Here is a 24,982-nt window from a genome sequence, read left to right as displayed (position 1 = left end):
TTCCGGCGCGAACTCTGAGCCATTTGCTTCACCCTCCCCTTCCCCCCCCCCCCCCCCTCCCCCCCCCCCCTCTTCGGTCCCCACGGCGGGGCCGGCATCGTTCGCGGGCGTGCCTGCCGCCGTCGGCCCTCGCTGAACAAGCCGCTCCCCCTGGTGTGCTCATTGCGGCTGTCCTCACCTACCCCCTTCTGTCCCGCGTGCCTGCTCCGACTGCTGCAGCCGCGTGGCGCCAGGGCTGCCGTCATTCCGGGGTGTGCCTGCCGCCTCCGGGTGGTGGCGGGGCCGCCGTCGTGCGCGGGTGGGCCTACCGCCATTGTCCAATCCGGACTTGGCAGCCTTCGCGCAGCATTGGCGAAGGACGGCTCGAACGGCAGCGGCGCCCGCGGAGCGTGCAGCAGGATGGACGAGGATCATCGGTAGGGGGAAGCGGAGAGCATGGGGATACAGGATCGCGAATGGAACCACGAGCGGAACGACAAGGCGGAGGGCGTGCGTCGGTCGCCGTCGGGCCGCGTTCCTCTCTGGGCACTCGACGATGACCCTCGCCGACCGTCCGCTCCGTCCCCTTGGCGTGCGGCGCCGTCGAACGCGTCGGAGCGACGTGGCTCGTCCACGTCTCGGTGGCGCCGGACCGGTCCACGGCGACGCTTTCTGAGCCGACTGAAGCTGCACCTCACGACCGCCGCGGTCCTCGGGCTCGTCGTCTTCCTGTACGCGACGCCGTCGCTGTTCGACCGCTTCGTGCTGCCGGCCGTCCTGCCTCACCTGCCCGGCGCCGACGTGCCGCCGCCCGGCGTCGAGGCCGGCGAGGTGCCGCTCGGCACTCCCCCGCCCGCTCCGGCGTCGACGGCATTCCGGCTCTTCGAGTCGCCGGTCGAGGATCAGGAGTGGATCGCCTACGATCCCTGCCGCCCCCTCCACTACGTCATACGGCCCGACAACGCACCCGCCGGCTCGGAAGGTCTGGTGCAGGAGGCCGTCGCCGAGGTGTCGGCGGCGACGGGGCTGCAGTTCGTCGATGACGGCACGACGACGGAAGGGCCCAGCGAGGAGCGGGACCTGTACCAGCCGGAGCTGTACGGCAAGAACTGGGTGCCGGTGCTGATCACATGGACGAGTGCCGCGGAGATCCCCGAACTCGCCGGCGACGTCGCCGGGCTCGGTGGTAGCGACTACGCGCAGGCACCGGGGCAACCCCTCGTATACGAGGGCGGACAGGTGCAGCTCGACGCACCCGACGCTGTCGACACCCTGCGATTTCCCGACGGTCGCGCCTACCTGAAGGCGGTCATCATGCACGAACTCGCGCACGTCGTCGGGCTGGACCATATCGATGACCCGGACGAACTGATGAACCCCGAGAACTTCGGCGTGACCTCCTTCGGTGAGGGCGACCTCGCCGGTCTCGCGCTCCTCGGAGCGGGACCCTGCGCGCCCGGGCTCTGACCGTGCACATTGGAGGGCCACAGGGTTGTCAAGATGCCTGGATCGTGGTCCCCGGTTCAAATTCCGCAGCGGCCTTCCACCGCGTAGATTTATCCAATGAGCAATGACGCCCGTTCGACAGTGATCCGTCCGTTCGACCCCGACGGCGGCGGCGACCAGCCTGCCGAAGCACTCGAGGCGCTCATCGCCAAGATCGAGGGCGAGGTCGCCGAGCTCCAGTTCACGCGATTCACCAACGACGACGCCGTCGCCCTGGGACAGTTGCTCGTCCAGCTGGGAGTGGGACGCAATCTGCCGATCGCCGTCAGCATCTGCAAGCCGAACCACATCCTGTTCCGGGCGGCGCTCGAAGGTGCTACCCCCGACAACGATCACTGGCTCGACGCGAAGAGCCGCACGGCGCAACGCTATTCTGTGCCGTCGCTGCTCGTCGGTCTGCGGGCGCGGCGCAATGGCGGCAGGATCGAGGACAACCCGATGTTCGACACCTCGACCCACGCTGCCCATGGCGGCTCCTTCCCGTTCTACATCAGGGGCGTCGGCCCCGTGGCGACCGTGACGGTCTCCGGGCTACCGCAGCTCGAGGACCACAGGCTCGTCGTCGAGGCTCTGCGGACGTTCCACGCCGCCAACGGCCTGTAGTTCTCCTGAGTCTTCCGCTCTTCACCAGGTGGGGCCCACACCATCCGGGTATGTGGACAAACCGCTGCGACTACCGCTCCACATTGGCCCTCTCGCCTCCGAATTAGTACGTCCGTTCGATAAAATTGGGGCATGGCTACCGTCCCGATCGAGCGCCTTCCGCGATCACCGAGTCCCCTGGACTCGGCGATCGCCCTGCTCGCGGAGTCTGCTCGAGAGGCCGCGGATCGGCACGGCGTCATGTCAGCACCGAATGCGATGCAGTTCATCCTGCAGGTCGAGCAGGCCTCGAGGATGGTCGATCATCTGCAGATAATCGCTGCGGCTCTCGCGGGTGAACAGCATGCGGGTGGCGACGGCGGAGGGGAGACGGGCCCTCCCGTGCTCGGCGCAGGTTCAACGTGGGATGTAGCCTCACCTACCGCATCGCCTCCCGCGACAGCAGCGGCGTCCGGCGCTCGGGCGGACAGCGGCTACAGGGACTGTGCCGATTTCCTGAGAGGAACCCTCGGGATCAGTCGGGCAGAAGCACGACGGCGGCTGAGCCTTGTCGAGGTGGTCCTTCCCAGCATCTCACCGTCGGGAGCCGCGGTCCCGCCTCGGCTGGAGGCCCTGAGCGAGGCAGCCGGGGCAGGGGTCATCAGCGGGAGGGCTGCCACGGTGGTCGCGCAGGCTCTCGATCGGGTGCAGTCCGTTGCGACGCCGCAGCAGCGTGAATCGATGGAGCTTCATCTGACGAGGCAGGCGATCGAGTCGGACGAGGACATCCTCCGGGTGCTGGCGCGCCGGTGGGAGTCGGTGCTCGATCAGGATGGGCAGGAGCCCACGGAGAAGGTGCTGCGAGCGCGGCAGGGCGTGTTCCTGAAGGGTCGGCGCCACGGACTGCATCTGATGGAGATCGGGGCGACCGACGAGCAGTTCGAGCACCTGGTGACGGTCATGAATTCTGCCGCCAACCCGAGGGGGTCCTCGGGACATGCTGCTGATTCGACTGGTGGCGGAGCCGACGGGGCAGCCGACGGGGCAGCCGACGCGTCGGCCTGCGACGAGGAGCGGAATCCATCGGTCTCCGTTGCAGGCTCGTCGGCCGTCCCAGGGTCTCACCTCGACCCGTACCCCGATCCCGCGACAAGAGCCCAGAGTCTCCTCGACGGCCTCGTTTCCGCCTGCAAGATAGCCCTTGCCTCGGCTGAGCTTCCGGCTACCGGCGGTCACCGCCCTCAGGTCATGGTGACCATCGACTACAAGGACCTGCTCGGCGAGACGCAGCGAGCAGGTAACGCCGTCTTCACGGAGCAGATCACCGCCAGGAACATCCGGAGGCTGGCCTGCGACGCCGACCTCATCCCTCTGGTACTGGGCGGCAAAGGTCAGGTGCTCGACGTCGGACGAGCCCAACGACTCTTTCCACCACATCTTCGGCGAGCACTGGTGGCTCGCGACAAGGGCTGTGCCTTCCCCGACTGCTCCATCCCGGCCAGCTGGTGCGAAGCCCACCACATGAGGCCCTGGTCGCGCGGTGGCTCGACCAGCATCGACAACGGCGTCCTGCTCTGCTCACGACATCACCACCTCATCCATCAGGATCTGTGGACGGTCGAAGCACGCGGAGGCATCCCCTGGTTCCGCGCACCCGGGAGACCAGGGCGCGCGGGTGTAGCCCGCAGGAACACCTACTGGCAGGCAGGAACGGTGGTCGACGAAGCACTTGCGCACTCCCGGTCGCGGCCCGATCCGAGTTCCGGCCCAAGCCCGGGTAAGGGCTCGGGTTGGGGTTCTGGTTCTGGTTCGGGCTGGGGTTCTGGTTCGGGTTGGGGTTCTGGTTCGGGTTGGGGCTCGGGTTGGGGTTCTCGTTGGGGCCAGGATCCAAGTCCTGGTCCTGGTCCTGGTGACGAGTCGCATCCTGGTTGGGGCCCGGACCCGGGTCCTTGTCCTGGTCCCGAGTCGGGTCCTGGCTCGAGTCCGGATCCGGGTCCGGGTCCGGGTTGGGGGCGCGGTCGTGCACGCGTTGATTGAGAGCATGACTTCTGTCCAACCTGGTCGGTGTCGCGAACGAGCAGCGCACCTGAGAGGTTGGGGGCGGAGTACTGTGATCCACCTCCTGTTCCGAGTTGCAGATCTCTCGGCACATCCCGGGACGGCGAACGCGGTGAGCGCTACTACCAGCGGCTCCCCGAGGGTCTCGCCCGATGAAGGTGGGACATCGTGAAACGTGTGAACGGGGACGGACAGACAGCGTGAATCGGGACGTACGACAAAGGCGGCCCTCCCGCAGAAGCGCCGCCCCGTCATAGGTGATCAGCTGTCCAGGGAACTCTCGATGGCCTCCGCGATCGGCGAATCACCGTTGTTGAACCGAATCGTCCTGTCCACGGTGCCGAGCTCGCCGAGGACGACCGCGGCGACGTGCGCCACGTCCTCGCGGGTCACCGTGGTCTGGTGGGGCTCGTCGGATACCTCGATGTTCCCGGTACCCGGCTCCGTGGTCAGCGAACCAGGGCCGAGGATGGTCCAGGCCAGCTTCGAGTTGCGGAGGTGCTCGTCCGCTGCGGCTTTGGCTTCCGCGTAGTGGAAGAACCCACTGTCCTCGGGGACGCCATGGTCCTTGCGAGAGCCGATGTAGGACACCATGACGTAGCGGCCCACCGAGGCTTCCTGCGCTGCATCGATCGAACGGATCGCAGCATCCCGATCCACCGCATAGGTGGCCTCCACGCTGCTGCCACCCGAACCGGCAGACCATACGACGGCGTCATGGCCACTGAAGACGTCGGCCATCTGTGCAACCGACAGTTCGGATACGTCGGCCACGACAGGAGTAGCACCCGTCTGCTCGACGTCTGCGGAGTGGTCCTGATTGCGGAAGATCGAACCGACCTGATGGCCCTGACTGCTCAGGATCTTCGCGAGATGCAGCGCTACTTTTCCGTGCCCACCGATGATGGCTACGCGTGACATGAGAACTCCTTGTGGTCGTCTTCTGGTCGAGTCGTGGTCGTCCGACACCGTCCCTCCGACGCTAGCCCTCCCACACGAGCGCTCGCCACCGGTAGCACCACGTTCAGCCCCTGGCGCAGGCGTATTCCCGAGCATCGACACTATCTGTCCGGTGGAACTACATCGCGGCAGGACTCGTCAAGCAGAGACAGGATCGCCGGTGGCTGCAGATCCTCCCTGTGCAGCAGGATTCCGTCGCTCGCGCGCAAGGCTCTACCTCACAGTCCCACAGGGACAGCAAGCCCTCCCTGCCGCGAGCTATACGAGTGGTTACCGGAGATAGGACGCTCCATTCGCGTCGACCACCGTACCGCTGACCCAGATCGGGGCTTCTGTAGCGAGCCAGGCGACGGCCAGAGCGATCTCCTCCGGTGTCGCAACCCTGTTGAACGGACTCTGCGCTCGGACAGCAGCACCACCGGGACCGTCCAGAACGGTCCTGCCCATGTCCGTCTCCACGAAACCGGGCGCCACCGCCGCCGCAAGGATGCCGTGAGGGGCGAGCGCAACGGCGAGGGACTGCGTCGTGGCATGCAGGGCCGCCTTGCTGGCACCGTACGCAGGAGTGATCGGCTCACCACGGTACGCACCGCGTGACCCGACGGAGATCAGCCGTCCGCCGTCCGGCCCCGTGGGCCGATCGAGGAGGTGGCGCGCCACCAGCCAAGCCAGGTTCGCGGGTCCCAGGAGGTTCACGTCGAGCGTCCGGCGCCATGCCTGCTGCCAGTCCTCGTAGGAGGTGCCGTCGATGGGGTGTGCCTCGAAGATCCCGGCATTGTTCACCAGCACATCGATACCCCCGAGGTCCTGCACGACACCGTCTACGATGCTCCGGCACGCCTCCGGATCCCCCACATCACCGACGACGACGGCGTGCCCGGAACCGGAAAGACCCTCCCGGACAGCTCTCGCTGCCGACACATCCCGACCGGCATGCACGGCGATGCGGTGTCCCCTGCCGGCGAGTTCCCGGGCGATGGCCTCGCCGATCCCGCGACTTGCTCCTGTCACCAGAATGCTCAATGTCATGAATCAGACGCTACATCCTGCACGCCGCGGACCGCCGGAGATGGGCACCTGTGGACAAGGAAACGATCCCGGGGGAGGTCCTTGCTACGCTGCTAGCCATTCCCCTTGCCCATGCCTCACCCGTGAAGGACCCCGGATGGACTCGTTCAGCGCGCACCTCGACAGGGGGATCCTCAGACTGCGATGGAACCGGGGCGTCGAGATCACCCATGCGGACGCCGTCGCCGCTGCCCGCGCCCTGGCAGAGTTCCACGGTCCCGCCGTCCTGCCGCTCCTGGTCCACATGCACGGCATCACCGGCATCACGCCGGAAGCACGCGTGGGGATGGCCGCCTATCGAGGATTCTCGAGAGTGGCACTCGTGGGTGCTGATGCGGTCGACGAGGTGATGTCGGGCTTCTCGCATCGCTCCCCCACCACCACGCGCTTCTTCACGTCGGAACCCGAGGCACTCAGCTGGCTCCGGGAGAGCGCCGTGATCGACCAGGGCGCCGCCGCACAATAACTCGACCGACGGCCCGGAACGCTCCAGCCCGTGGAGCACGTGTCGGCCAGCAACGCCACGCAGCACAGCGCAGCGCAGCGCACTCGAGCGGGACAGCTCGAGGTCCCTGAAGAAATGGGCCTCCGCGATCCAATCCTGTGACCGAACCTCCGGCGCACGATACCGCGACCCGACCGACGGACCGAACCTCCGGCGCACGATAGCCCGACCGTGACCGCCGGACCGAACCTCCGCCGCACGATACCGCGACCGACCATGCGCCGAGTGTCCGCGAAGGCTCGTTGACCGTCCTCGGCGTCGGGTGCCACAGTGGCATCATGAGCACCGGAAACACCGCAAACGGCGACGTCCAGGTCACCAACAACGAGGGCAAGAGCCGTTACGTCGCCACCCTCGACGGCGAATCCGCCGGCATCGCCGCATACGAACGCTCCGGTGACACGATCGTCTTCACCCACACGGTCGTGGACGACGAGATGGAGGGCCACGGCATCGGAAGCACCCTGATCCGTCATGCACTCGACGACGCGAGGGAACAGCACCTCATGGTCGTGCCTCGGTGCGAGTTCGTCGCAGCCTTCATCGAGGACCACCCCGAGTACAACGATCTGGTGGGCTAGGCAGCCCTGCTGATCCTGACGCCGAGAGCAGCGTCGATCAGCACTTCGGCAGCACTCCGCGCCTGCCGGGCGGCTTCAGCGGTCCCCGCGATCGCCGCCGTCGTCTGAGCACCCTCCGCGAGGATCGAGAGCTGCGGTGCGAGGTACGCCGGCGCACCCGCTTCATCCGCCAGCCGCGAGACGTACTCCTGGAAGGACGCCTTGTGCTCCCGCGCGTACTCGGCCACGTCGGGACTCACCGCTCCGAGTTCGGCGAAGCTGTTGATGAAGCCACATCCACGGAAGGAGTCCTCGCCGAACCACGTGGCGAGGTAGTCGAAGATCGCGAGGAGGCGCTCGCGGGGTTCCGCAGCCTGGCGCACTGTCGCCTCCAGTCCCTCCGCCCATGAGCAGTGGCGCCGCTCCAGCACCGCCATGACGATGCTGCCCTTCGAAGGGAACTCCTGGTACAGCTTCTTGAGCGAGACACCCGCCGCCGCACGCAACTCGTCCATGCCCACGGCCTGGATCCCCCGCGCGTTGTACAGCTCGTCGGCGGTCGCGACGATGCGGGTGCGCGCCTCGGAAATATTCATCCGTCCATTCTACTTGATCAGAGAACGATCGTTCTATACGATATGGGCACCGAGCGAGAACGAACGTTCTCCCCTCTCGAGACAAGGATCAGCACTATGGCTTTCATCACGGTAGGCACCGAGAACAGCACGGACATCCAGCTCTACTACGAGGACCACGGCGCAGGCCAGCCCGTCGTCCTGATCCACGGCTATCCCCTCGACGGCGGCTCCTGGGAGAAGCAGACCGCCGCACTCCTGAACGCCGGCTACCGCGTCATCACGTACGACCGCCGCGGGTTCGGTCGGTCCAGCAAGCCCACCACGGGCTACGACTACGACACCTTCGCCGCCGACCTGAACACCGTCCTCGAGACCCTCGATCTGAACGACGTCGTCCTCGTCGGCTTCTCGATGGGCACCGGCGAGGTGGGCCGGTACATCGGCACCTACGGCGAGACACGCGTCGCGAAGGCCGCCTTCCTCGGTTCGCTCGAGCCCTTCCTGCTGCAGACGGACGACAACCCGTCGGGTGTCCCGTCGACGGTGTTCGACGGCATCCGCAGCGCCGCGATCGAGGACCGCTACGCCTGGTTCGGCAACTTCTACAAGGATTTCTTCAACACCGACGAATTCCTCGGCAACCGGCTCAGCGAGGAAGCGCTGCGCAATGCCTGGAACGTCGCCGCCGGTTCGTCCTGGTACGCGTCGTTCGCCGTCGTCGACTCCTGGCTGACCGACTTCCGCTCCGACGTCGAGAAGGTGACGGTGCCGGCCCTCATCGTCCACGGTACCGAGGACCGCATCCTGCCGATCGACTCGACCGGGCGTGAGTTCACCAAGCGCCTGCCCTCCGCCGAGTACGTCGAGATCGAGGGCGCTCCGCACGGCCTGCTGTGGACCCACGGCGCCGAGGTCAACGAGATCCTGCTCCGCTTCCTCGCCAAGTAGCCGACCTTCGGCGGATAACCGACGTCGGGTTCAGCAGCACGCGAAGGGCGCCGGATGTCCGGCGCCCTTCGTCGTGCTCGACGACGAGAGCTCCTACACCTGGATACCTCGGGTGAGGGCACCATCGATCAGGATGTTGGCGCCGGTGGTGCGGCTCGACCGGGGGCTCGCGAGGAACACGACGGCATCCGCCACCTCCTGCGGCGTACCCATCCGGCCCGTCGGATTCAGCCCCATCGCCGTGGCGAAAAGCTCCGGGTTCCCCTGCTCGATGCCCTCCCACACCCCGCCCGCGTGGTAGGTGTTGCCGGGCGAGACGGTGTTCGCACGGATGCCCTGCCCTGCGAGCTGGAACGCCAGCCCCGCCATGTAGCCGATGAGCGCCGTCTTCACGGTGCCGTACGGGCCCGACGCGAAGTCGACCTCCCGGCCCGACACGCTCGAGATCGCGGTGATCGACGGGATCGAACTGCGCTCGAGGTACGGCAGCGCCGCCTTGACCAGACCCACCGTCCCCAGGAGGTCGACGCGCAGGCTCGCCTCCCAGTTCTCCGCGGTGTCTGCGATCGCGAGCGCGCTCACGTTGCTCACGACGGCGTCGATCCCGCCGAAGTCGGCGGCCACTGCCCCGATCCAGGCGGCAACCGCGGGCCCGTCCCCGACGTCGAGCACGTATCCTTTGACGCGGCCGGGCGATCCGGTGAGGTCGGCCTCGGTGGCGGCGACGTCGTCGGCGGAACGCGCACAGAACGCCACGTGGGCGCCCTCCTGCGCGAAGGATTCGACGATCGCACGACCGATGCCCTTCGTGCCGCCGGTGACGAGTGCTGTTGCTCCGGTGAGGTGCAGGTCCATGGCTGTCCTTCGGTCGAGGGTGGAAACGCGGAGTCAGGAGTGGCAGGCGGGAGGCGGTCCTGACGGCACGCCGGGGCTCAGCGGAGCTCGGCGGCCTGCCGCCGGAGGTGCGCGTGCAGTCCGCCATAGGCGTCGGTGGCGGGGAACAGAGCCTTGGGCGCCTTCACCACCACGCTGTAGTTGGCGTCGACGGCATTCGCGATGGGCGCGAGCGCGGTCTGCGTGAGGAGCTGATAGGCATCGAGCTGGTGCAGCCCGAAGAGGTCGCCGAACCAGCGGATCATCTCCAGCTGACCGATGCGCCACGAATCCTCCATGGGGCGCGAGGAGCCGACGGCCATCCAGTGGTAGTCCGTCTCCAGTCGCGGCCAGGCGGGAGCGCCACCCTTGATGAGTTCCACGATGATCGTCGAGTGCATGGCACCCTCGACGGCGGTGCCACAGGCCTCGCCCTCACCCTGGCGGTAGTGGCCGTCACCGATGGAGAACAGTGCGCCCTCCACGTTCACGCCGAGATACACGGTGGTGCCCGGCTTCACGTCCGGTGCGTCCATGTTTCCGCCGAACCGTTCGGGCACGAGTGACGAGCGGACCTCGCCGCCCGGCGGCGCGACGCCGACGGTACCGAGCATGGGCTCGAGCGGCAGTGCGACCTCGAAATCGCCGAGCCTCGACTGGAACCCGACCGTCCGCCGCTCGGTATCGACGTGGTAGATCCAGGTGATGTCCGGCAGCGGCTCCTGCAGCATCGCCGTGCGGTCGGTGCTGGTGAGTCCGCCGAAGAAGGGGATGGTGGCCGACGCCCCGTAGGACCGTGCCGGCGTGAGGTCGACGACGTGGAGCGCGAGGGTATCGCCGGGCTCGGCACCGTCCACGTAGAACGGGCCGGTCTGGGGATTGACGAAGTTGAGGTCCACCTTCTCGCCGGAGACGTCGTCGACCGAGGTGAGCGCGTTGTTGAAGGCATCCTCGGACCAGAGCTTGAGCGCCGTACCGGGCTGGACGGTCAGCACGGGTGCACTGCCGCCGAAGGTGTACACGAGCTGGTCACGTCGCGGGTGGTACTCGATGATCTCCATGACCGGATGCTACGGGGCGGTCCCGGACCGGACAAGGGTCCGGGACCGCCCCGGCATGCGCTTGAACTGCACCTCCAGGCGCCACCGGTACTGCCGGCACAGCAGGTGTCAGCTCGCGACGGAGAGCGAGGAGAGGACGGAATCGAGGCGCTCGTACCCCTCGTTCACGCCGGTCTCCATGCCGCTGCTGATCATGGCGTCACGCGTCTCGCCGGTGAGGAACACCGACCGCCCTGAACACCTCGTTCGGCCGCCACCGAGGTCCTCGAAGGTCATGCTCTCGAGGCTGACGTGGTGGGGTGCGCCGTCGAACTCGAACGTCTGGATGATCCGCTCGGGCGCGACGACGGTGTGGAAGACCCCGCGGAAGCCGTAGGCACCGCCGTCGTCGTCGCGGTGGATGTAGGAGTAGGCACCGCCGGTGACGGCCGAGAACTCACCGATCTCCGTGGTGATGCGGTGCGGGCCGAGCCACTGGCGGACGAGGTCCGGCTCGGTGAAGGCTCGGAAGACCAGCTCGCGGGGAGCATCGAACTCGCGCACGATGTCCACGAACTGCTGGCCGGGTTCCGCTGTGATGGTGGTGGGATTGCTCATGACAGATCCTTGCTGTGCTGGTCCTTCAGAGTTGCGAGGACGCCGTCGAGCCGGCGGTACTGCCGCTCGGCTTCGAGGCGGTAGGTGTCGATCCAGCCGGTCAGTGCCTCGAGGGCAGCCGGATCGAGGTGGCAGGGACGGCGCTGCCCGTCCCGCGTACGCGTGATCAGGCCGGCCTGCTCGAGCACCTGGATGTGTCGGGAGACGGCCTGCTTGGTGATGGGAAAGGGTTCCGCCAGTTCGTTCACGGTGGCGGAGCTGTGCGACAGCCGCGCGACGATGGCTCTGCGTGCCGGATCGGCGAGCGCCGAGAAGGCGGCATCGAGATCGTCGTCCCGCATGATCCACCTCCTCGTTGATCAACTAACTGGTTGATCATCCGAGTCTAGACCTGCTCCCCCGCCATGACAAGGGGGCCCGGACGACGACGGCGGCACCGTCCTGGTACCGCCGTCCCCCTCCGGTTGGTGGCCGGTCGCCAGTCAGTTCGCGTAGACGTCCACGAGGCGCAGGTCAGGCGTCCACAGTCCGAGGGAGTCGCCGGTGTTGTTCAGCACGGACGCGGCCAGGCCGTTGAAGTAGGCGGAGGACGAGCTGGTGCCCGGACCCGTGTGGACGCGCAGTTCGGCACCCGGCTGCAGGACGTAGCCCTCCCCCACCCGGAGGATGTTGTTCGCGGCATCGCGGAGGAAGTAGCCGCTGACGTCCACCACGGAGCCCGAGGCGTTCCGCAGCGTGACGTACTCGCCGGCACCCGGACGGACGTCGTCGCCCGCCGGGTTGTTCACCGCTCCACTGATCTCGAGGGCCGCTCCCGGGAAGACCGGGAGTCCGCGGAGGTAGCGGCCGTTCTGGATCGGGAAGTCGGTGGTGACGGCGTCGACGCCGAGGTCCGTGACCGCCCGCACGTCCTCCGGCGAGTTCACGGTATAGACGCTCATGGCGAGCCCGGCGTCCTTGACGCGTGCGACCTCCTCCGCGGTCAGGCCGCGGTAGTTCGCCCCCACCGAATCCACGTAGGTGGACCATTCGGCCAGCACCTCGGGACCGGGGAGCATCCAGGTGAGCTGCTGCAGCTGGACGTCCGGAGCCAGCGCGGCGAACCTGCGGTTGGAGGCCTCGTCGAAGCCGATCACCTGCACCTTGCTGGCCTCTACGAGCTTCCGCCAGGTGGGGTCGGTGCGCAGTTCGCTCGCCACGACCTCCTCGATGCCGGGTGAGTTCCAGGGCGACTTGACCTCGATGTACACGCCGGTGCTGCGGGTCGCGACGGAGGCGGCGTCGTCGAGGTGCGGGATCCTCTCGGCGACGAAGCGCTCGTCGAAGTACGAGCCCGCATCGAGCTGCTGCAGTTCCGCCCAGGTGAAGGACGTGACGGGATCGGCGGCGCGGCCCGGGAAGACGTCCTCCACGTTGGTGGTGCGTGCGGGGGTGTCGTCGTGGAAGAGGAACGGGACGCCGTCGGCGCTGAGCTGTACGTCGATCTCGATGAAGTCGGCGCCGGATGCGCGGCCGTCCCTGAAGGCTGCGACGGTGTTCTCGGGCGCCGTACCGCCGGCACCACGATGCCCCACGAGGATCGGTCCGGCCGTGGGGCGCTTCGCGGCGTCGCGGTCCTCGGCGGTCTGCGCCATGGTCGGGGCAGGAACGGCGAGGAGCGAGAGTCCGACGGCGGCGGCGGCTGCCGATCGGATGGAACGGGCGGCACGGGTCATGGGTGGATCCCTTCGGCTGGAGGATGGGAGCGCGTGGCGCCCGCATCGATCCAACTCTCTCCACCCGACCCGCTCGTCAACGGCGGATGAACTGCCGGTGAAGGTACCGGGGTGCCGACGCGTCAGGCGCGGCCCTTCAGGATCAGGTTCCAGTAGACCTTGGGCAGGACGATCCGCTCGAGGAGGTACGTCAGCCTCCGTTCGCGTGCCAGGTTGTCCCAGCCCGGGACCGTGGGCATGGGAGAGTACTTGTCGTCGAACTCGGAGAACACCACGGTGTTCCGGCTGACCACGAAGGGGCACGCCGAGTAGTGGTTGTACTCCGCGGTCGGCTTCTTCCCCTTCAGCACGGCCTTGAGGTTCTTCGCGAGGACCTTCGTCTGCATCCGCAAGGCCGCACCCGACTTCGAGTTGAGGGTCGACGCCGCGTCACCGAGGGACCAGATGGCCGGGAACCGCGTGTGCTGCAGGATCACGGGGTCCACTTCGACAAAACCTCCCCTGTTCCCGGCCGCCGGCAGGTCCGTGCTCTTCAGCCATTCGGGCGCCGACTGCGGCGGGACCGCGTGGAGGACGTCGTACGCGAGGGTCTCCGATGCACCGGTGTCGCTGTTCCTGAGAAGTACGGTGCGGGCCTCGGGGTCGACGGAGGCGAGCTCCGTGCTGTACCGGACCTCGATCCCGTACTCCTCGATCTTCCGGCCCAGTTCCTCGTCGATGATCTCCATGCCGAAGATGGTGGGCGTCGACACGGCGAGGACCACGCGGATGTCGTCGAGCACGCCCTGGCGCCGCCAGTGGTCGCAGGCGAGGTACATGGGTTTCTGGGCCGCGCCGTCGCAGGACGCCGGCCCGGGCGGCTGCGTGAACACCACGGTGCCGTGTGTCAGGTCCTTGAAGAGCTTCCAGGCCTTCGGTGCGAGCTCGTACTCGTAGTTCGATGCGCCGTGCGGCCCTTCCATCGCGTCCTTCAGGCCCGGGATGGATGTCCAGTCGTTCTGGATGCCGGGGCAGACGACGAGCTGGTCGAAGGTGACGGCGGAGCCGGACTCGAGCAGCACCGTCCTGGAGTCCGTGCTGACGTCCGTCGCCTTGTCCTGGATCCAGGTGACGCCCTTGGGCATCACCGCTGACTGGAGCCGCACGGCCTCGAGGGCGTCGGCCGTTCCTCCGGCGATGTGCGAGAACAGGGGCTGGTACAGGTGGCGCGTGCGCGGCTCGATGACCGCGACGTCCTTGATCCGGTAGCGGCGGAGTCGTCCTGCGAGGGAGACCCCTGCATTGCCGCCACCGATGATGAGCACCTGGTGGTGACGCTTCTCGCCCGGAGCAGGGATGACGGGTACCGTGCGGGCCGCCGGTCTGGTGCTCGTGCTGGAACCGATGACAGCTACCTCTTCCGTGTCGCCCTGCGCCGCCTGTCCTCCGACAGTACCGCCCGGCACCGACGCAGGACAGGGAGCTACGAACCGGCGTCGTCGGCCCCGGCGACCGACGCGGGCTGGTAGAGAGGGAGGGTGATGGAGGTCGCGGAGGCGGGAGAGGCCGTCGAGGCGGTGGGCGCAGGCGTTCCGTGGGCGAGGGCGACCAGTAGCAGGTAGAACGCCACGAACCAGAGCCCGACGGCGACACCGCGCGTCGGTTCGCCGCCCCGCCGGCTCCTGCGGATGGACCCGCGGGGCGCTGCCGGTGCGGGAGACCGCAGGTCCGGTCCCGGCCCGCGTTCGAAGAACTCGAGTTCGATGCGTGCCCGCGTCAGTTCGGCACGCAGCTCCTCGGCGCGGTCGGCCGCCTGCATCGCCTGCTCCCGCCGCAGCTCTCGCGCGCGACCTGCGGTCGTCGTCATCGTTGATCCCCCACACCCCGATCGTAGGATGCGGGTGCGCCGGACGACCCTCAGGTTTGCGGCAGGATCAGCGCAGACACGGGCTTGCGACGGCTCGGGTGAGCGGCAGGACCGGGCGCGGCAGGTCTGGTGCCGGACCGGTGCCGGACCGGTGCCGGGCCGACTCGGTCGCCGAGCCGCGTCCGCAGCGTCCGCGCCGAGCCCTGGCAGCTCGATCCTCAGTCCCGCGCGTACCGCGTGACGAAGGCGCGGAGGATGAGCTCGGGCTGGTCGACGACCGTGGCCCGTGCCCGCCCGATGTACTCGTCGGCCTCGTCGGGCGGGAAGTACCCGGCATGGCGGTAGGTGCTGATGCGCCCCACGAGCGCCTCGACGTCGAGCTCCGGGTGGAACTGCGTGGCGTACACGTTCCGTCCCACCCTGAACATCTGCACGGGACACGTGGCCGACGACGCCAGCAGCACCGCGGACCCCGGCAGCGTGGCACACGCCTCCTTGTGTCCCACATAGGCCGCGAACGACGACGGCAGGCCTGCGAGCAACGGGTCCGCGAGACCGTCCCCGGTCAGCGTGACCTCGATGGCCCCGACCGGCTCGGCATACGTGCCGTCGATGACCGCACCCTGGTGTCGCCCGAGGGTGCCGACGCCGTAGCAGGCACCGAGGAACGGGTAGTCCTCCGCGACCACACGGTCCAGCAGCAGGCCGAGTTCGCGCTCCACGCACACCTGGATCTCGCTCTTGGACTGCTCCGGATCCGAGGAGTTGAAGGGGCTCCCGCCGAGGAAGATGCCGGAATAGTCGGCCAGGTCCAGCTCGGGCAGGGGCTCGGCCTCCACCCGGATGCGCTGCAGCTCGCCGTCGGCGAGGCCGCCGTAGCGCAGGAAGCTGCGGTATTCGGCGTCGGCCGCGTAGTTCTCGGCACGGGTACCCAGCAGGAGGAACGGTTTCACCCTCCGATGCTACTGGCCTCCAGGTCCACGGCACCGCCGTCGCACCGTACCTGCCCACCTCCCGGGACGCAGGAGCCGTCGGGCCACAGCCCACCCGAGCGACGCAGGAGCCGGAACGCCGACAGGCCACCGGGAGCTCCCGGTGGCCTGTCCGATGTACTCGGCTCTCAGCGGTTGGCGTCCGCGCGGTCGGACAGTTCGGCGTCCAGCTCGGACAGCTCCTGCGCGACGCGATCCACGTCGGCCTTCGAGATGGCGACCGGGCCCGCACTATGCCTGCCGCGGGACGGTTGCAGCGTGACGACGTCGGACTGCTCGGTCGTCCGCCGCCCGCCGTCGTGCCCCGCTCGTGCCTCGACACCCGCCTCGTTTCCCGCAGCAGGCCCTGCGCCTGCTACTGCCGGTTCCGCGCCCGTGGCTGCGGGTGACATCGACGCCGCAGGACCGGCGGGGGCCGCCTGGGCGAAGTCGACCGTGCGGCGCAGCGGGCTCTCCTTGATGAACAGCACGCAGACGAGGCCGATGACCGCGATGACCGCCGTGATCAGGAAGATCATGGCCGTGCTGTCGCCGTAGGCGGCGCGCACGATGTCGGCGATCGGTGCGGGGAGGTCGACGAGGTCGAGCGAACCGCCCGCCGCTCCACCGGTCGTGGGGATCCCGGCGGCAGCGAGGCCCTCGGTGGTCTTGGTCTCGACCTGCGTTCCGAGGATGGCTCCCAGGACGGCGACACCTGCGGCACCACCCATGGAGCGGAAGAACGCCACCGATGCGCTGGCCGATCCGATGTCCTTGACCGCCACGGTGTTCTGGACGGCGAGCACGAGGTTCTGCAGCATGAGGCCGAGGCCCAGGCCGAAGACGAAAGTGTAGCTGCCGACGAGCCAGAGTTCCGTCACGTGGTCGATGGTGCCCGCGAGGCCGAGGCCCACGATGAGGAACAGGGCACCTGCGACGAGGTAGCGCTTCCACTTGCCGTACTTGGTGACGAGCTGCCCGGCGCCGATGGATCCCAGCAGGTTGCCGGCGATCATGGGGAGGGTCAGCAGGCCCGCCTCGGTCGGCGTGGCGCCTCGGGCCACCTGGTAGTACTGGCCGAGGTAGCTCGAGCTGGCGAACAGGGCGATACCGACGACGATCGAGGCGACGATGGCCAGGGCCGTGGTGCGCTCGGAGATGATCTTGAGCGGGATGATGGGCTCTGCGACCTTCGTCTCGACCACGAGGAGCAGTGCGAGCAGGATGACGCTGCTGCCGACCATCAGGGCCGATTCGCGGGAGAACCACTCGTAGTAGCCCTCCTTGCCGGCGAACGAGACCCAGATGAGGAGCAGGCTGACACCGGCGGTCAGGAGGATGGAGCCGAGCCAGTCGATCCGCGCCTTGCGGCGTGTGTCAGGGAGCTTCAGCGTGACCTGCAGGAGCACGAGGGCGATGATCGCGAGCGGCACGCAGACGAAGAACGTCCAGCGCCAGCCGAGCGGGGAATCCACGATGAAGCCACCGAGGAGCGGTCCGCCCGCGGTCGCGACGGCCATGACACCACCCATGTAGCCGGAGTACCGGCCACGCTCACGCGGCGCGATGATGGTGCCGATGATGGCCTGCGCCAGGGCGGTGAGGCCACCCATGGCGACACCCTGGATGACGCGCGCCGTGAGGAGCAGCGGGATGGTCTGGGCGAACCCTGCCAGGACCGAACCCGCCACGAAGATGACGATGCTGGCCTGCACGAGGATCTTCTTGTCGAACAGGTCGGCGAACTTCCCCCAGATGGGGGTGGTCGCGGCATTGGCGAGCAGCGCGGCCGTGATGACCCAGGCGAAGTCCGTCTGGGAACCGTTGAGGTCGCTCATGATCGTCGGCAGGGCATTGGCGACGATGGTGCTGCTCAGGATCGCCGTGAACAGGCCTGCGAGCAGACCCGTGAGTGCCTGCAGGATCTGCTTGTGGTTCATGGGCTCGCCGGCCCCGGAGGAGGCGGCAGCCGGGTGCTGCGCAGGGGCCTCGGCGGTCCTCGCCCGGGTGGAATGGATGGCCATCAGCGTTCTTCCTTCATGATCTCGGTCGTGCGGTTCAGGTGACGGCCGTCGTTGCCCGTGCGGTGTGCGGTGGTGCGTGACGCCCTGGCGGGCTCTGCGGGTCCGGTCTGTGCGACCCCGCCCGGGTGGGTGGCGGAACGGAGGGCCGCCGTGAGGTGCTGCACGGTCAGCGAGGCGGCCTCGGCCTCCCCCTCCGTCCAGTCGGACAGGATCTCGCGCAGCGTCTCGGCCCTGCGCTCGTAGGTCTCGGCGAGGTACTTCTGCCCCTCCGCCGAGAGCGAGAGCAGGCATGCCCGCCCGTCGAGCGGATCAGCGGTCCGCACCAGGAAGCCGTACTGCTCGAGGTCGGCGAGCTGCCGGCTGAGTGCCGACGGCCCGATCCCGAGCCGCCCGGCGAGGGCCGATGCACGCAGCGGGCCGCCCTCCCCCACGAAGAAGAGAACGCCGGTGTGCGCGGGGCCCAGCTCGGAGTACTTCATCCCGGCGGCGGTGACTCCGCGGAGGGCACGCTGCAGGTCGAAGATGTGGTGCACCAGCTCCGCTGCCGTGTGCTGCGCTACCGACAAGGGGGACTCCTGATCTCGTTTACTTCGTTGCTCTAAGTAACAGTACGCCGTCCGTTTCGTTAGGTCAACTAAATAAAAGAACCCGAGGTCTGCCCCGGCCAGAGGCCCCACGACGTCAAGCGGACGTCGAATCTCCCGCGGAAGCTTGCGGTCACGGTCGGCACCCTGTTAGGCCTGATACACGAGGGCAGTAGAATCACCAGTCGAGGAGCGCCCCATCCCGGGCCGCGGAGAAGGACGTTCGCAATGACGCGCAAGGAACCCCGAGTAATCGAGCCGGACGAGAAGAACATCGAGGTCGCGGACCATCCCAAGGATTATGCGGCGGGCCTGCCGGGCGTCTACTACTCCATGAAGCCCGCCATCGAGCACATGGGCCTGGAACGCACGCTGAAGACCGTCCTCAAGATGAACCACAAGGACGGCTTCGACTGCCCCAGCTGTGCCTGGCCGGACCCCGCCAAGCGCAAGACCTTCGAGTTCTGCGAGAACGGCGCCAAGGCCGTCACCTGGGAAGCTGCGCCGGTGGTCATCTCCCCGGAGTTCTGGGCCGAGAACTCCCTCACCGAACTGCGGTCGCGGTCCGAGTTCTGGCTGGGTATGCAGGGCCGTCTCGTCGAGCCCGTCTACAAGCCCGCCGGCGAGGACCACTACCGGCCCATCAGCTGGGACGAGGCCTTCGAGATCGTCGGCAACAAGCTGAAGAGCCTCGACTCCCCCGACGAGGCCGCCTTCTACACCAGCGGCCGCACCTCCAACGAGGCGGCGTTCCTCTACCAGCTCTTCGCGCGCGGCTTCGGTACCAACAACCTGCCCGACTGCTCCAACATGTGCCACGAGTCCTCCGGCTGGGCCATGGGCCAGACCATCGGGATCGGCAAGGCGACGGTGACGTTCGAGGACTACGAGAACGCCGACCTGATCATCGTCATGGGCCAGAACCCGGGCACGAACCACCCGCGCATGCTCACCGAACTCGAGAACTGCAAGCTCAGGGGCGGCCAGATCGTCGCCGTCAATCCGCTCCCCGAGGCGGCCCTCAAGCGGTACAAGAACCCGCAGACGGTCCGTGGCGTCGCGGGCAAGGGCACGGAGATCGCCGACCAGTTCCTCCAGGTCCGGCTCGGCGGTGACATGGCACTGCTGCAGGCCGTGTCCAAGCGCGTGTTCGAGGCCGAGGCGAAGAACCCCGGGACGGTCCTGGACCACGCATTCCTCGAGGAGCACTGCGAAGGCCTCGACGAACTGCGGGACTACCTCCTCACGCTCGACGAGGCCACCGTCCTCGAGGCCACGGGGCTCCGCTCGGAGGAGATCGACGAGCTGGCCGACCGCTACCTCGCGGCCGACAAGGTCATCATCACCTGGGCCATGGGCATCACGCAGCAGAAGAAGGGCGTGGCCACGATCAAGGAGATGATCAACCTCCTCCTGCTGCGCGGCAACATCGGCAAGCCCGGGGCAGGTGCCTCCCCCATCCGCGGCCACAGCAACGTCCAGGGCGACCGCACCATGGGCATCTGGGAGCAGATGCCCGCCACGTTCATGGACGCCCTCGGCAAGGAGTTCTCCTTCGAGCCGCCCCGCGAGCACGGAGCGGACGCCGTCGAGGCGATCAGGCGCATGCGGGACGGACAGGTCAAGGCGTACGTCGCCCTCGGCGGCAACCTCGTCTCGGCCATCTCGGACACGCAGGTCGCCGAGGAGGCATTCCAGAAGACCGACATGACGGTGCAGATCTCCATCAAGCTCAACCGGTCGCACCTCATCACCGGCAAGGAGGCGCTGATCCTCCCCTGCAAGGGCCGCACCGAGATCGACCGCCAGGCCACGGGTGAGCAGTTCGTCTCGGTCGAGGACACCGTCTGCGCGGTCCACGCCTCGCGCGGCAGTGTGGAACCGGTCTCCGACAACCTCCTGTCCGAACCTGCCATCATCAGCCGCCTCGCCCGCGCCACCCTGGACGGCAGGCTCGACGCCGACTGGGAGGGCTTCGAGAAGGACTACGACCTCATCCGCGACCACATCTCGCGCGTCGTCGAGGGTTGCCAGGACTACAACCGGAGGATCCGCCTGGACGGCGGGTTCGTCATGCCGAACGGGCCGCGGGATTCGCGGACGTTCAACACACCGACGGGCAAGGCCGTCCTCACGGTCAACGACCTCGAGTACCTCGAGCGCCCCGAGGGCACGCTGATCCTGCAGTCGCTGCGCGCCCACGACCAGTGGAACACCACGATCTACAGCCACAACGACAGGTACCGCGGCATCAAGAAGGGCCGCCACGTGGTGTTCATCAATCCGGAGGACATCGCCGAACTGGGCCTGACGGACGGGCAGAACGTGGACATCCACGGCGTGTACGACGACGGCATCCAGCGAGTGCTGCGCGCCTACCGCGTCGTGTCGTACCCGACGGCACGCGGCTGCGCCGCCTCGTACTACCCGGAGGCGAACGTCCTCGTCCCCCTCGACGAGGTGGCACAGGGCAGCAACACGCCGACGTCGAAGCAGATCATCGTGCGGTTCGAGCCGAGCACCCACACCGCGCCGACGGAGCACTACTCCGCAGCGACGGCGCCCGTACCCGAGGCGGAGGCAGACGGTTTTCCCGACGCCAGGACGGAGAAGACCCCGGCGAAGGAGGCCGCGGCCTCGAGTGCCTGATGCCTGATGCTTGATCCGACCGAGTCCGAAGGGGCACGGTCGGATCAAGCTCTCGAGCCCTTCTGACAGGACGGCCGGCCTCGAAGCGCCGTAGACTGCTGCGGTCACGGCGACCCGGGGGCGACATGGATCAGCAACAGGACCAGCAACAGGACCAGCAGCGTCGCGTCATCCGGATCCTGGTGGTCGCGCAGATCCTGGGCGGCTTGGGCGCGGGTGCCACCCTGTCCCTCGGCGCGCTGCTGGCGGCCGAGACGTCGGGCTCGAGCGCCTGGTCCGGCATGGCCGCGACGATGGCCACCCTCGGAGCCGCAGCCGCGGCAGTCCCCCTCGCCACGCTCGCCCAGCGCAGGGGGCGACGGATCTCCCTCGCCGCAGGCGCCGTCGTCGCCTGCATCGGCGCCCTCCTGGCTATCACGGCCGCCTCGCTCGCCTTCTTCCCGCTACTGCTCGTGGCACTGGTCCTCCTCGGCGCCGGAGCGGCGACGGGACTGCGGGCACGTTTCGCCGCGACCGACCTCGCCACGGAGGCGACGCGCGGACGCAGCCTCTCCGTCGTCGTCTGGTCCACCACCATCGGCGCCGTGCTCGGCCCGAACCTCTTCGAGCCGGGCCAGCTCGTGGCCGGGGTCCTCGGCATCCCCCCACTCAGCGGAGGTTTCGTCTTCACCGCCGGTGCACAGGCCGCTGCCGCACTCGTCTACTCGCTGGGGCTTCGTCCCGATCCGCTCCTGACGGCCCTGAGCCGCGACGCCGCGAACCGTCCGGCAGATGCACCTGCTCCGATGAAGCGGCGTGGCCTCGCCATCCTCGCCCGCAATCCCGTCGCCCGGTTCGCCGTCGTGGCCATCGCGGCCGGTCATGCCGCGATGGTGTCCGTCATGTCCATGACGCCCGTCCACCTGCACGATCACGGTGCCGGGCTGTCCGTGGTCGGACTGACCATCAGCCTGCACGTGGCCGGGATGTACGCGCTGTCCCCCGTGTTCGGCTGGATCGCGGACCGTGCGGAGAAGATCCAGGGGATCCTCCTCGGTCAGGTGCTGCTGCTCGCGGCGCTGCTGACGGCGTGGCAGGCGTCGGGATCGGAGGCGGGGGTGACGGTGAGCCTGATCCTGCTCGGGCTGGGCTGGTCGGCGTGCATCGTGTCCGCGTCGGCCCTCCTCGCGGGAGCCGTGGACGTCGCCGAGCGTGCACCGGTCCAGGGGTCGTCCGACCTGGTCATGAACCTCGCCGGCGCACTCGGCGGCGCCCTCGCGGGCCCGGCCCTCGTCCTCCTAGGCTACTCGGGCCTCGGCCTGGCCGCGGCCCTCATGGTGGGCGTCGTCCTGAGCTGGACGCTCGCGCGCCTGTCCCGGCGCACCCCCACCGCCGTCCCGGCCTGAGCCCCGACGGCTATTGGGCCGAGCCCGTCCAGCCCTTCTGTTCCTGCGTCTCCTCGTCCTTCTCGATGACCGTCGTCACCGTCTTCACGGCCTTCTCCACCGCGGCGCCCGTCTCGTCGCGGTTCTTCGTGGTGACGGAGCCGGCGGCGTAACCGACGAGGAAGGCGCTGATGACACCGGCATGAGGTCCCACGAGGTGCGCGGAGCGTTCGGCCAGTTCCACGACCCGGGGATGGTCCACCTCGAGGTCGAGGATCTGGAGGGCCTGGGTCAGGGTACGGCTCCAGTCGCTGAGGGTGCGCTCTTCGTCGTCGGGCGTTGCCATGGTGTCTCCTCGCGTCGGGTGCAGTCCGCGGCTGCCGGCATTCGTCGGCAGCGCTCCCCAAGCTCTATCACCGCCGCCCCGGTGCTTCAAGGAGGAGCAGCAGGATTCCGGCCTTCCTTGACTTCGCATCCCCGCGAGGATGTAATTCCTTCCGGCAGGGTGACACGATTCACCGGCCGCTTCGGCAGGACCACCTCGACGGAGAGGAACCGTTCAGCATGACCATCCCCCACCCGGCCAGGACCGGACGCGTCCGGCTCGCAGCAGCCCTCGGAGCGGTAGTGCTCCTGGCCACCGGCACGGGAGCCGCGGCCCTCGCAGCTCCACCCCTCGATCCGGCGGGCACCACCCCGGTCTCGACGAAAAAGGCACCCCCGGTGTCCACCACCGACCTCGGCCCGAACGTCACGGTCTTCGATCCGAGCATGCCCGTGAGCGAGATCCAGGCGACGGTCGACGCCGTCAACGCCCGCCAGATCGACAACGAGATGGGCACCGGACGCGCGGCCCTCCTGTTCCTGCCGGGCACCTACGGCACCGACGCCGAGCCCCTGCAGTTCAAGGTGGGCTACTACACGGAGGTCGCGGGCCTCGGCGCCTCCCCGTCCGACGTCGTCATCAACGGCAAGATCGAGGTGTACAACCGGTGCCTCGACGGCAACGGGACGAGCAACTGCATCGCGCTCAACAACTTCTGGAGGACGCTCTCCAACCTCACCCTCGAGGTCAACGGCGCGGGTCAGGACGGCTGCCGGGCCACGGCGAACTTCTGGGCCGTCTCGCAGGCCGTATCGCTCCGCCGTGTGGACGTCACCGGCGGCACGCTCTCCCTCATGGACTACTGCACCGCCGGACCCCAGTTCGCCAGCGGCGGCTACCTTGCCGATTCGAGGGCCGGGGACATCATCAACGGGTCGCAGCAGCAGTGGCTGACCCGCAACAGCGAGATCGGCAGCTGGTCCAACGGCGTCTGGAATGCCGTCTTCTCGGGGACAGAAGGCGCGCCGTCGGACGAGGGCTTCCCCACGCCCCCGTACACGACCCTCGACCGGACCCCGGTCAGCCGGGAGAAGCCCTACCTGTTCGCCGACTCCTCCGGCGCCTACAGCGTCCGCGTGCCCGCTGCCCAGCAGGACTCCCGCGGCACCTCGTGGGGCGACGGCCTGACCGCCGGACGCACCATCCCGTTGTCCGACTTCTTCGTCGCGAAGCCCGGTGACTCCGTGCAGGCCATCAACAACGCCCTCGCCCGCGGCAAGCACCTCATCCTCACCCCCGGCGTCTACGACATCGCGCAGACCATCGCGGTCAAGCGCGCGGACACCGTGGTCCTCGGTCTCGGCCACGCCACGCTGACCGCCGTGAACGGCGCGACGCCGATGCGCGTCGCCGATGTGCCCGGCGTCGTCATCGCCGGCGTCACGATCGACGGCGGCACCGTCAACTCCCCCGTCCTCCTGCAGGTCGGCACGAAGAACGGCAACAACGGCGCCAGGCACGACGATGCGGCGAACCCGACGACGCTCAGCGACGTCTACTTCCGCATCGGCGGCCCGCACGTGGGCAGGGCCGATGTCAGCCTCGAGGTCAACAGCGACAACGTGCTGATCGACCACACCTGGGTATGGCGCGCGGACCACGGCAACGAGGGCGCCTTCGGCTGGGACGTCAGCACCGGCCGCAACGGCGTGATCATCAACGGCGACGACGTCACCGCCACCGGCCTCTTCGTGGAGCACTACCAGGAGTACAACGTCATCTGGAACGGGGAAAACGGGCGCACCGTGTTCTTCCAGAACGAGCTCCCCTACGACCCGCCGAACCAGGCCGCCTGGCAGCACGACGGCGTCCTCGGCTGGGCCGGTTACAAGGTGGCCGACGACGTCAGGAACCACACGCTGTGGGGCGGCGGCTCGTACATCTTCACGAACGTGGACCCGAGCATCCACGCATCCCGCGGCTTCGAGGTGCCCGACACCCCGGGCGTGGTCCTGAACCACCTCCTGACCGTGAACCTCGGGGCCGGCACGATCGACCACGTGGTGAACGACACCGGTGCGCCGGTCAGCAACGCGAACACCGGCACGCCGAGCTATGTGGAGCGGTACCCGTAGGGATTCACGTAAAGGAAGCGGCACGAATACAGGCGGGGGAGGGGGGGGGGTGCGGGGCCCCCCCGTGGCTTGCGGCCCCCAGACCCCCTTTCCC

Annotated in this window: 23 protein-coding genes; 9 read left to right on the top strand and 14 right to left on the bottom strand. The window is 68.2% G+C overall.

Going from position 1 to position 24,982, the window contains the following annotated elements; all coding sequences use genetic code 11:
* Positions 1-435: 435 nt before the first annotated feature.
* The 3 genes from ACX80K_RS17905 to ACX80K_RS17895 all read left to right on the top strand — a co-directional run bounded on the left by ACX80K_RS17905 (position 436) and on the right by ACX80K_RS17895 (position 4,104).
* A complete protein-coding gene (locus ACX80K_RS17905) occupies positions 436-1,446 on the top strand; it encodes a matrixin family metalloprotease (protein ID WP_459273264.1) in 1,011 nt (336 codons plus the stop codon).
* A 96-nt stretch (positions 1,447-1,542) separates the two neighbouring features.
* Positions 1,543-2,088, top strand: coding sequence for a heme-degrading domain-containing protein (locus ACX80K_RS17900; RefSeq protein ID WP_459273263.1), 546 nt, complete (start codon positions 1,543-1,545; stop codon positions 2,086-2,088).
* 132 nt (positions 2,089-2,220) lie between these two features.
* On the top strand, positions 2,221-4,104 hold the full coding sequence (locus ACX80K_RS17895; RefSeq protein WP_459273262.1) for an HNH endonuclease signature motif containing protein: 1,884 nt from the start codon (positions 2,221-2,223) through the stop codon (positions 4,102-4,104).
* A gap of 282 nt (positions 4,105-4,386) precedes the next feature.
* Here the strand turns inward: ACX80K_RS17895 and ACX80K_RS17890 are convergent, their stop codons facing one another.
* The gene (locus ACX80K_RS17890) at positions 4,387-5,046 is read right to left on the bottom strand and encodes an SDR family oxidoreductase (protein ID WP_459273261.1); all 660 of its coding nucleotides are present in this window, start codon (positions 5,044-5,046) and stop codon (positions 4,387-4,389) included.
* Between the two features lie 309 nt (positions 5,047-5,355).
* Positions 5,356-6,114 carry an SDR family NAD(P)-dependent oxidoreductase gene (locus tag ACX80K_RS17885; protein ID WP_459273260.1) on the bottom strand — a complete coding sequence of 253 codons (759 nt, stop codon included), beginning with the start codon at positions 6,112-6,114 and terminating at the stop codon, positions 5,356-5,358.
* Positions 6,115-6,250: 136 nt separating this feature from the next.
* On the opposite strand from ACX80K_RS17885, the gene ACX80K_RS17880 reads away from it, so the two are divergent.
* Positions 6,251-6,619, top strand: a complete 369-nt coding sequence (locus ACX80K_RS17880; RefSeq protein ID WP_459273259.1) for a SpoIIAA family protein — start codon at positions 6,251-6,253, stop codon at positions 6,617-6,619.
* Between the two features lie 317 nt (positions 6,620-6,936).
* Positions 6,937-7,239 (top strand): GNAT family N-acetyltransferase, encoded by a 303-nt coding sequence (locus ACX80K_RS17875; RefSeq protein WP_459273258.1) that lies wholly within the window; start codon positions 6,937-6,939, stop codon positions 7,237-7,239.
* Here ACX80K_RS17875 and ACX80K_RS17870 read toward each other — a convergent pair.
* Entirely contained in the window at positions 7,236-7,814 is a 579-nt protein-coding gene (locus ACX80K_RS17870) for a TetR/AcrR family transcriptional regulator (protein WP_459273257.1), read from the bottom strand. The two genes, ACX80K_RS17875 and ACX80K_RS17870, sit on opposite strands and share 4 nt — an antisense overlap.
* A gap of 96 nt (positions 7,815-7,910) precedes the next feature.
* Here ACX80K_RS17870 and ACX80K_RS17865 point away from each other — a divergent pair, with 96 nt between their 5' ends.
* Positions 7,911-8,744: an alpha/beta fold hydrolase gene (locus ACX80K_RS17865; RefSeq protein WP_459273256.1), complete on the top strand. Its 834-nt coding sequence runs from the start codon at positions 7,911-7,913 to the stop codon at positions 8,742-8,744.
* Positions 8,745-8,837: 93 nt separating this feature from the next.
* Here the strand turns inward: ACX80K_RS17865 and ACX80K_RS17860 are convergent, their stop codons facing one another.
* The 10 genes from ACX80K_RS17860 to ACX80K_RS17815 form a co-directional block, all read right to left on the bottom strand.
* Entirely contained in the window at positions 8,838-9,599 is a 762-nt protein-coding gene (locus ACX80K_RS17860) for an SDR family NAD(P)-dependent oxidoreductase (protein WP_459273255.1), read from the bottom strand.
* A 77-nt stretch (positions 9,600-9,676) separates the two neighbouring features.
* Positions 9,677-10,678 (bottom strand): acetamidase/formamidase family protein, encoded by a 1,002-nt coding sequence (locus ACX80K_RS17855; protein WP_459273254.1) that lies wholly within the window; start codon positions 10,676-10,678, stop codon positions 9,677-9,679.
* Between the two features lie 108 nt (positions 10,679-10,786).
* Positions 10,787-11,275 carry an SRPBCC family protein gene (locus tag ACX80K_RS17850; protein WP_459273253.1) on the bottom strand — a complete coding sequence of 163 codons (489 nt, stop codon included), beginning with the start codon at positions 11,273-11,275 and terminating at the stop codon, positions 10,787-10,789.
* Positions 11,272-11,616, bottom strand: coding sequence for an ArsR/SmtB family transcription factor (locus ACX80K_RS17845; protein ID WP_459273252.1), 345 nt, complete (start codon positions 11,614-11,616; stop codon positions 11,272-11,274). Before ACX80K_RS17845 ends, ACX80K_RS17850 begins: the two co-directional genes overlap by 4 nt.
* 141 nt (positions 11,617-11,757) lie before the next feature.
* Entirely contained in the window at positions 11,758-12,990 is a 1,233-nt protein-coding gene (locus tag ACX80K_RS17840; protein ID WP_459273251.1) for a glycerophosphodiester phosphodiesterase family protein, read from the bottom strand.
* A gap of 122 nt (positions 12,991-13,112) precedes the next feature.
* Positions 13,113-14,327, bottom strand: coding sequence for an NAD(P)/FAD-dependent oxidoreductase (locus ACX80K_RS17835; RefSeq protein ID WP_459273265.1), 1,215 nt, complete (start codon positions 14,325-14,327; stop codon positions 13,113-13,115).
* 125 nt (positions 14,328-14,452) lie between these two features.
* Positions 14,453-14,836 carry a hypothetical protein gene (locus ACX80K_RS17830; protein ID WP_459273250.1) on the bottom strand — a complete coding sequence of 128 codons (384 nt, stop codon included), beginning with the start codon at positions 14,834-14,836 and terminating at the stop codon, positions 14,453-14,455.
* Positions 14,837-15,054: 218 nt separating this feature from the next.
* On the bottom strand, positions 15,055-15,789 hold the full coding sequence (locus tag ACX80K_RS17825; protein ID WP_459273249.1) for a glutamine amidotransferase: 735 nt from the start codon (positions 15,787-15,789) through the stop codon (positions 15,055-15,057).
* A gap of 167 nt (positions 15,790-15,956) precedes the next feature.
* Complete coding sequence (locus tag ACX80K_RS17820) at positions 15,957-17,831, bottom strand: MDR family MFS transporter (protein ID WP_459273248.1); 1,875 nt, start codon at positions 17,829-17,831, stop codon at positions 15,957-15,959.
* Positions 17,831-18,397, bottom strand: a complete 567-nt coding sequence (locus tag ACX80K_RS17815) for a MarR family winged helix-turn-helix transcriptional regulator (RefSeq protein ID WP_459273247.1) — start codon at positions 18,395-18,397, stop codon at positions 17,831-17,833. Before ACX80K_RS17815 ends, ACX80K_RS17820 begins: the two co-directional genes overlap by 1 nt.
* 246 nt (positions 18,398-18,643) lie before the next feature.
* On the opposite strand from ACX80K_RS17815, the gene ACX80K_RS17810 reads away from it, so the two are divergent.
* Positions 18,644-21,064: an FdhF/YdeP family oxidoreductase gene (locus ACX80K_RS17810; RefSeq protein ID WP_459273246.1), complete on the top strand. Its 2,421-nt coding sequence runs from the start codon at positions 18,644-18,646 to the stop codon at positions 21,062-21,064.
* Positions 21,065-21,189: 125 nt separating this feature from the next.
* Positions 21,190-22,449: an MFS transporter gene (locus ACX80K_RS17805; RefSeq protein WP_459273245.1), complete on the top strand. Its 1,260-nt coding sequence runs from the start codon at positions 21,190-21,192 to the stop codon at positions 22,447-22,449.
* A 10-nt stretch (positions 22,450-22,459) separates the two neighbouring features.
* On the opposite strand, the gene ACX80K_RS17800 is transcribed toward ACX80K_RS17805, so the two are convergent.
* Positions 22,460-22,774, bottom strand: coding sequence for a DUF6457 domain-containing protein (locus tag ACX80K_RS17800; RefSeq protein WP_459273244.1), 315 nt, complete (start codon positions 22,772-22,774; stop codon positions 22,460-22,462).
* Between the two features lie 218 nt (positions 22,775-22,992).
* On the opposite strand from ACX80K_RS17800, the gene ACX80K_RS17795 reads away from it, so the two are divergent.
* A complete protein-coding gene (locus ACX80K_RS17795; protein ID WP_459273243.1) occupies positions 22,993-24,888 on the top strand; it encodes an adenylyl cyclase in 1,896 nt (631 codons plus the stop codon).
* Positions 24,889-24,982 lie beyond the last annotated feature (94 nt).

The organism is Arthrobacter sorbitolis (genome assembly GCF_054510995.1).
Note: the sequence above shows the minus strand (reverse complement) of the source record. Positions and strands in the feature narration are given on the sequence as shown.

What these genes read in the sequence shown, in the direction of transcription:
- ACX80K_RS17905 (WP_459273264.1), top strand. Translation starts at nt 436, where the DNA reads ATGGGGATACAGGATCGCGAATGGAACCACGAGCGGAACGACAAGGCG.
- ACX80K_RS17900 (WP_459273263.1), top strand. Translation starts at nt 1,543, where the DNA reads ATGAGCAATGACGCCCGTTCGACAGTGATCCGTCCGTTCGACCCCGAC.
- ACX80K_RS17895 (WP_459273262.1), top strand. Translation starts at nt 2,221, where the DNA reads ATGGCTACCGTCCCGATCGAGCGCCTTCCGCGATCACCGAGTCCCCTG.
- ACX80K_RS17890 (WP_459273261.1), bottom strand. Translation starts at nt 5,046, where the DNA reads ATGTCACGCGTAGCCATCATCGGTGGGCACGGAAAAGTAGCGCTGCAT.
- ACX80K_RS17885 (WP_459273260.1), bottom strand. Translation starts at nt 6,114, where the DNA reads ATGACATTGAGCATTCTGGTGACAGGAGCAAGTCGCGGGATCGGCGAG.
- ACX80K_RS17880 (WP_459273259.1), top strand. Translation starts at nt 6,251, where the DNA reads ATGGACTCGTTCAGCGCGCACCTCGACAGGGGGATCCTCAGACTGCGA.
- ACX80K_RS17875 (WP_459273258.1), top strand. Translation starts at nt 6,937, where the DNA reads ATGAGCACCGGAAACACCGCAAACGGCGACGTCCAGGTCACCAACAAC.
- ACX80K_RS17870 (WP_459273257.1), bottom strand. Translation starts at nt 7,814, where the DNA reads ATGAATATTTCCGAGGCGCGCACCCGCATCGTCGCGACCGCCGACGAG.
- ACX80K_RS17865 (WP_459273256.1), top strand. Translation starts at nt 7,911, where the DNA reads ATGGCTTTCATCACGGTAGGCACCGAGAACAGCACGGACATCCAGCTC.
- ACX80K_RS17860 (WP_459273255.1), bottom strand. Translation starts at nt 9,599, where the DNA reads ATGGACCTGCACCTCACCGGAGCAACAGCACTCGTCACCGGCGGCACG.
- ACX80K_RS17855 (WP_459273254.1), bottom strand. Translation starts at nt 10,678, where the DNA reads ATGGAGATCATCGAGTACCACCCGCGACGTGACCAGCTCGTGTACACC.
- ACX80K_RS17850 (WP_459273253.1), bottom strand. Translation starts at nt 11,275, where the DNA reads ATGAGCAATCCCACCACCATCACAGCGGAACCCGGCCAGCAGTTCGTG.
- ACX80K_RS17845 (WP_459273252.1), bottom strand. Translation starts at nt 11,616, where the DNA reads ATGCGGGACGACGATCTCGATGCCGCCTTCTCGGCGCTCGCCGATCCG.
- ACX80K_RS17840 (WP_459273251.1), bottom strand. Translation starts at nt 12,990, where the DNA reads ATGACCCGTGCCGCCCGTTCCATCCGATCGGCAGCCGCCGCCGCCGTC.
- ACX80K_RS17830 (WP_459273250.1), bottom strand. Translation starts at nt 14,836, where the DNA reads ATGACGACGACCGCAGGTCGCGCGCGAGAGCTGCGGCGGGAGCAGGCG.
- ACX80K_RS17820 (WP_459273248.1), bottom strand. Translation starts at nt 17,831, where the DNA reads ATGGCCATCCATTCCACCCGGGCGAGGACCGCCGAGGCCCCTGCGCAG.
- ACX80K_RS17810 (WP_459273246.1), top strand. Translation starts at nt 18,644, where the DNA reads ATGACGCGCAAGGAACCCCGAGTAATCGAGCCGGACGAGAAGAACATC.
- ACX80K_RS17805 (WP_459273245.1), top strand. Translation starts at nt 21,190, where the DNA reads ATGGATCAGCAACAGGACCAGCAACAGGACCAGCAGCGTCGCGTCATC.
- ACX80K_RS17800 (WP_459273244.1), bottom strand. Translation starts at nt 22,774, where the DNA reads ATGGCAACGCCCGACGACGAAGAGCGCACCCTCAGCGACTGGAGCCGT.
- ACX80K_RS17795 (WP_459273243.1), top strand. Translation starts at nt 22,993, where the DNA reads ATGACCATCCCCCACCCGGCCAGGACCGGACGCGTCCGGCTCGCAGCA.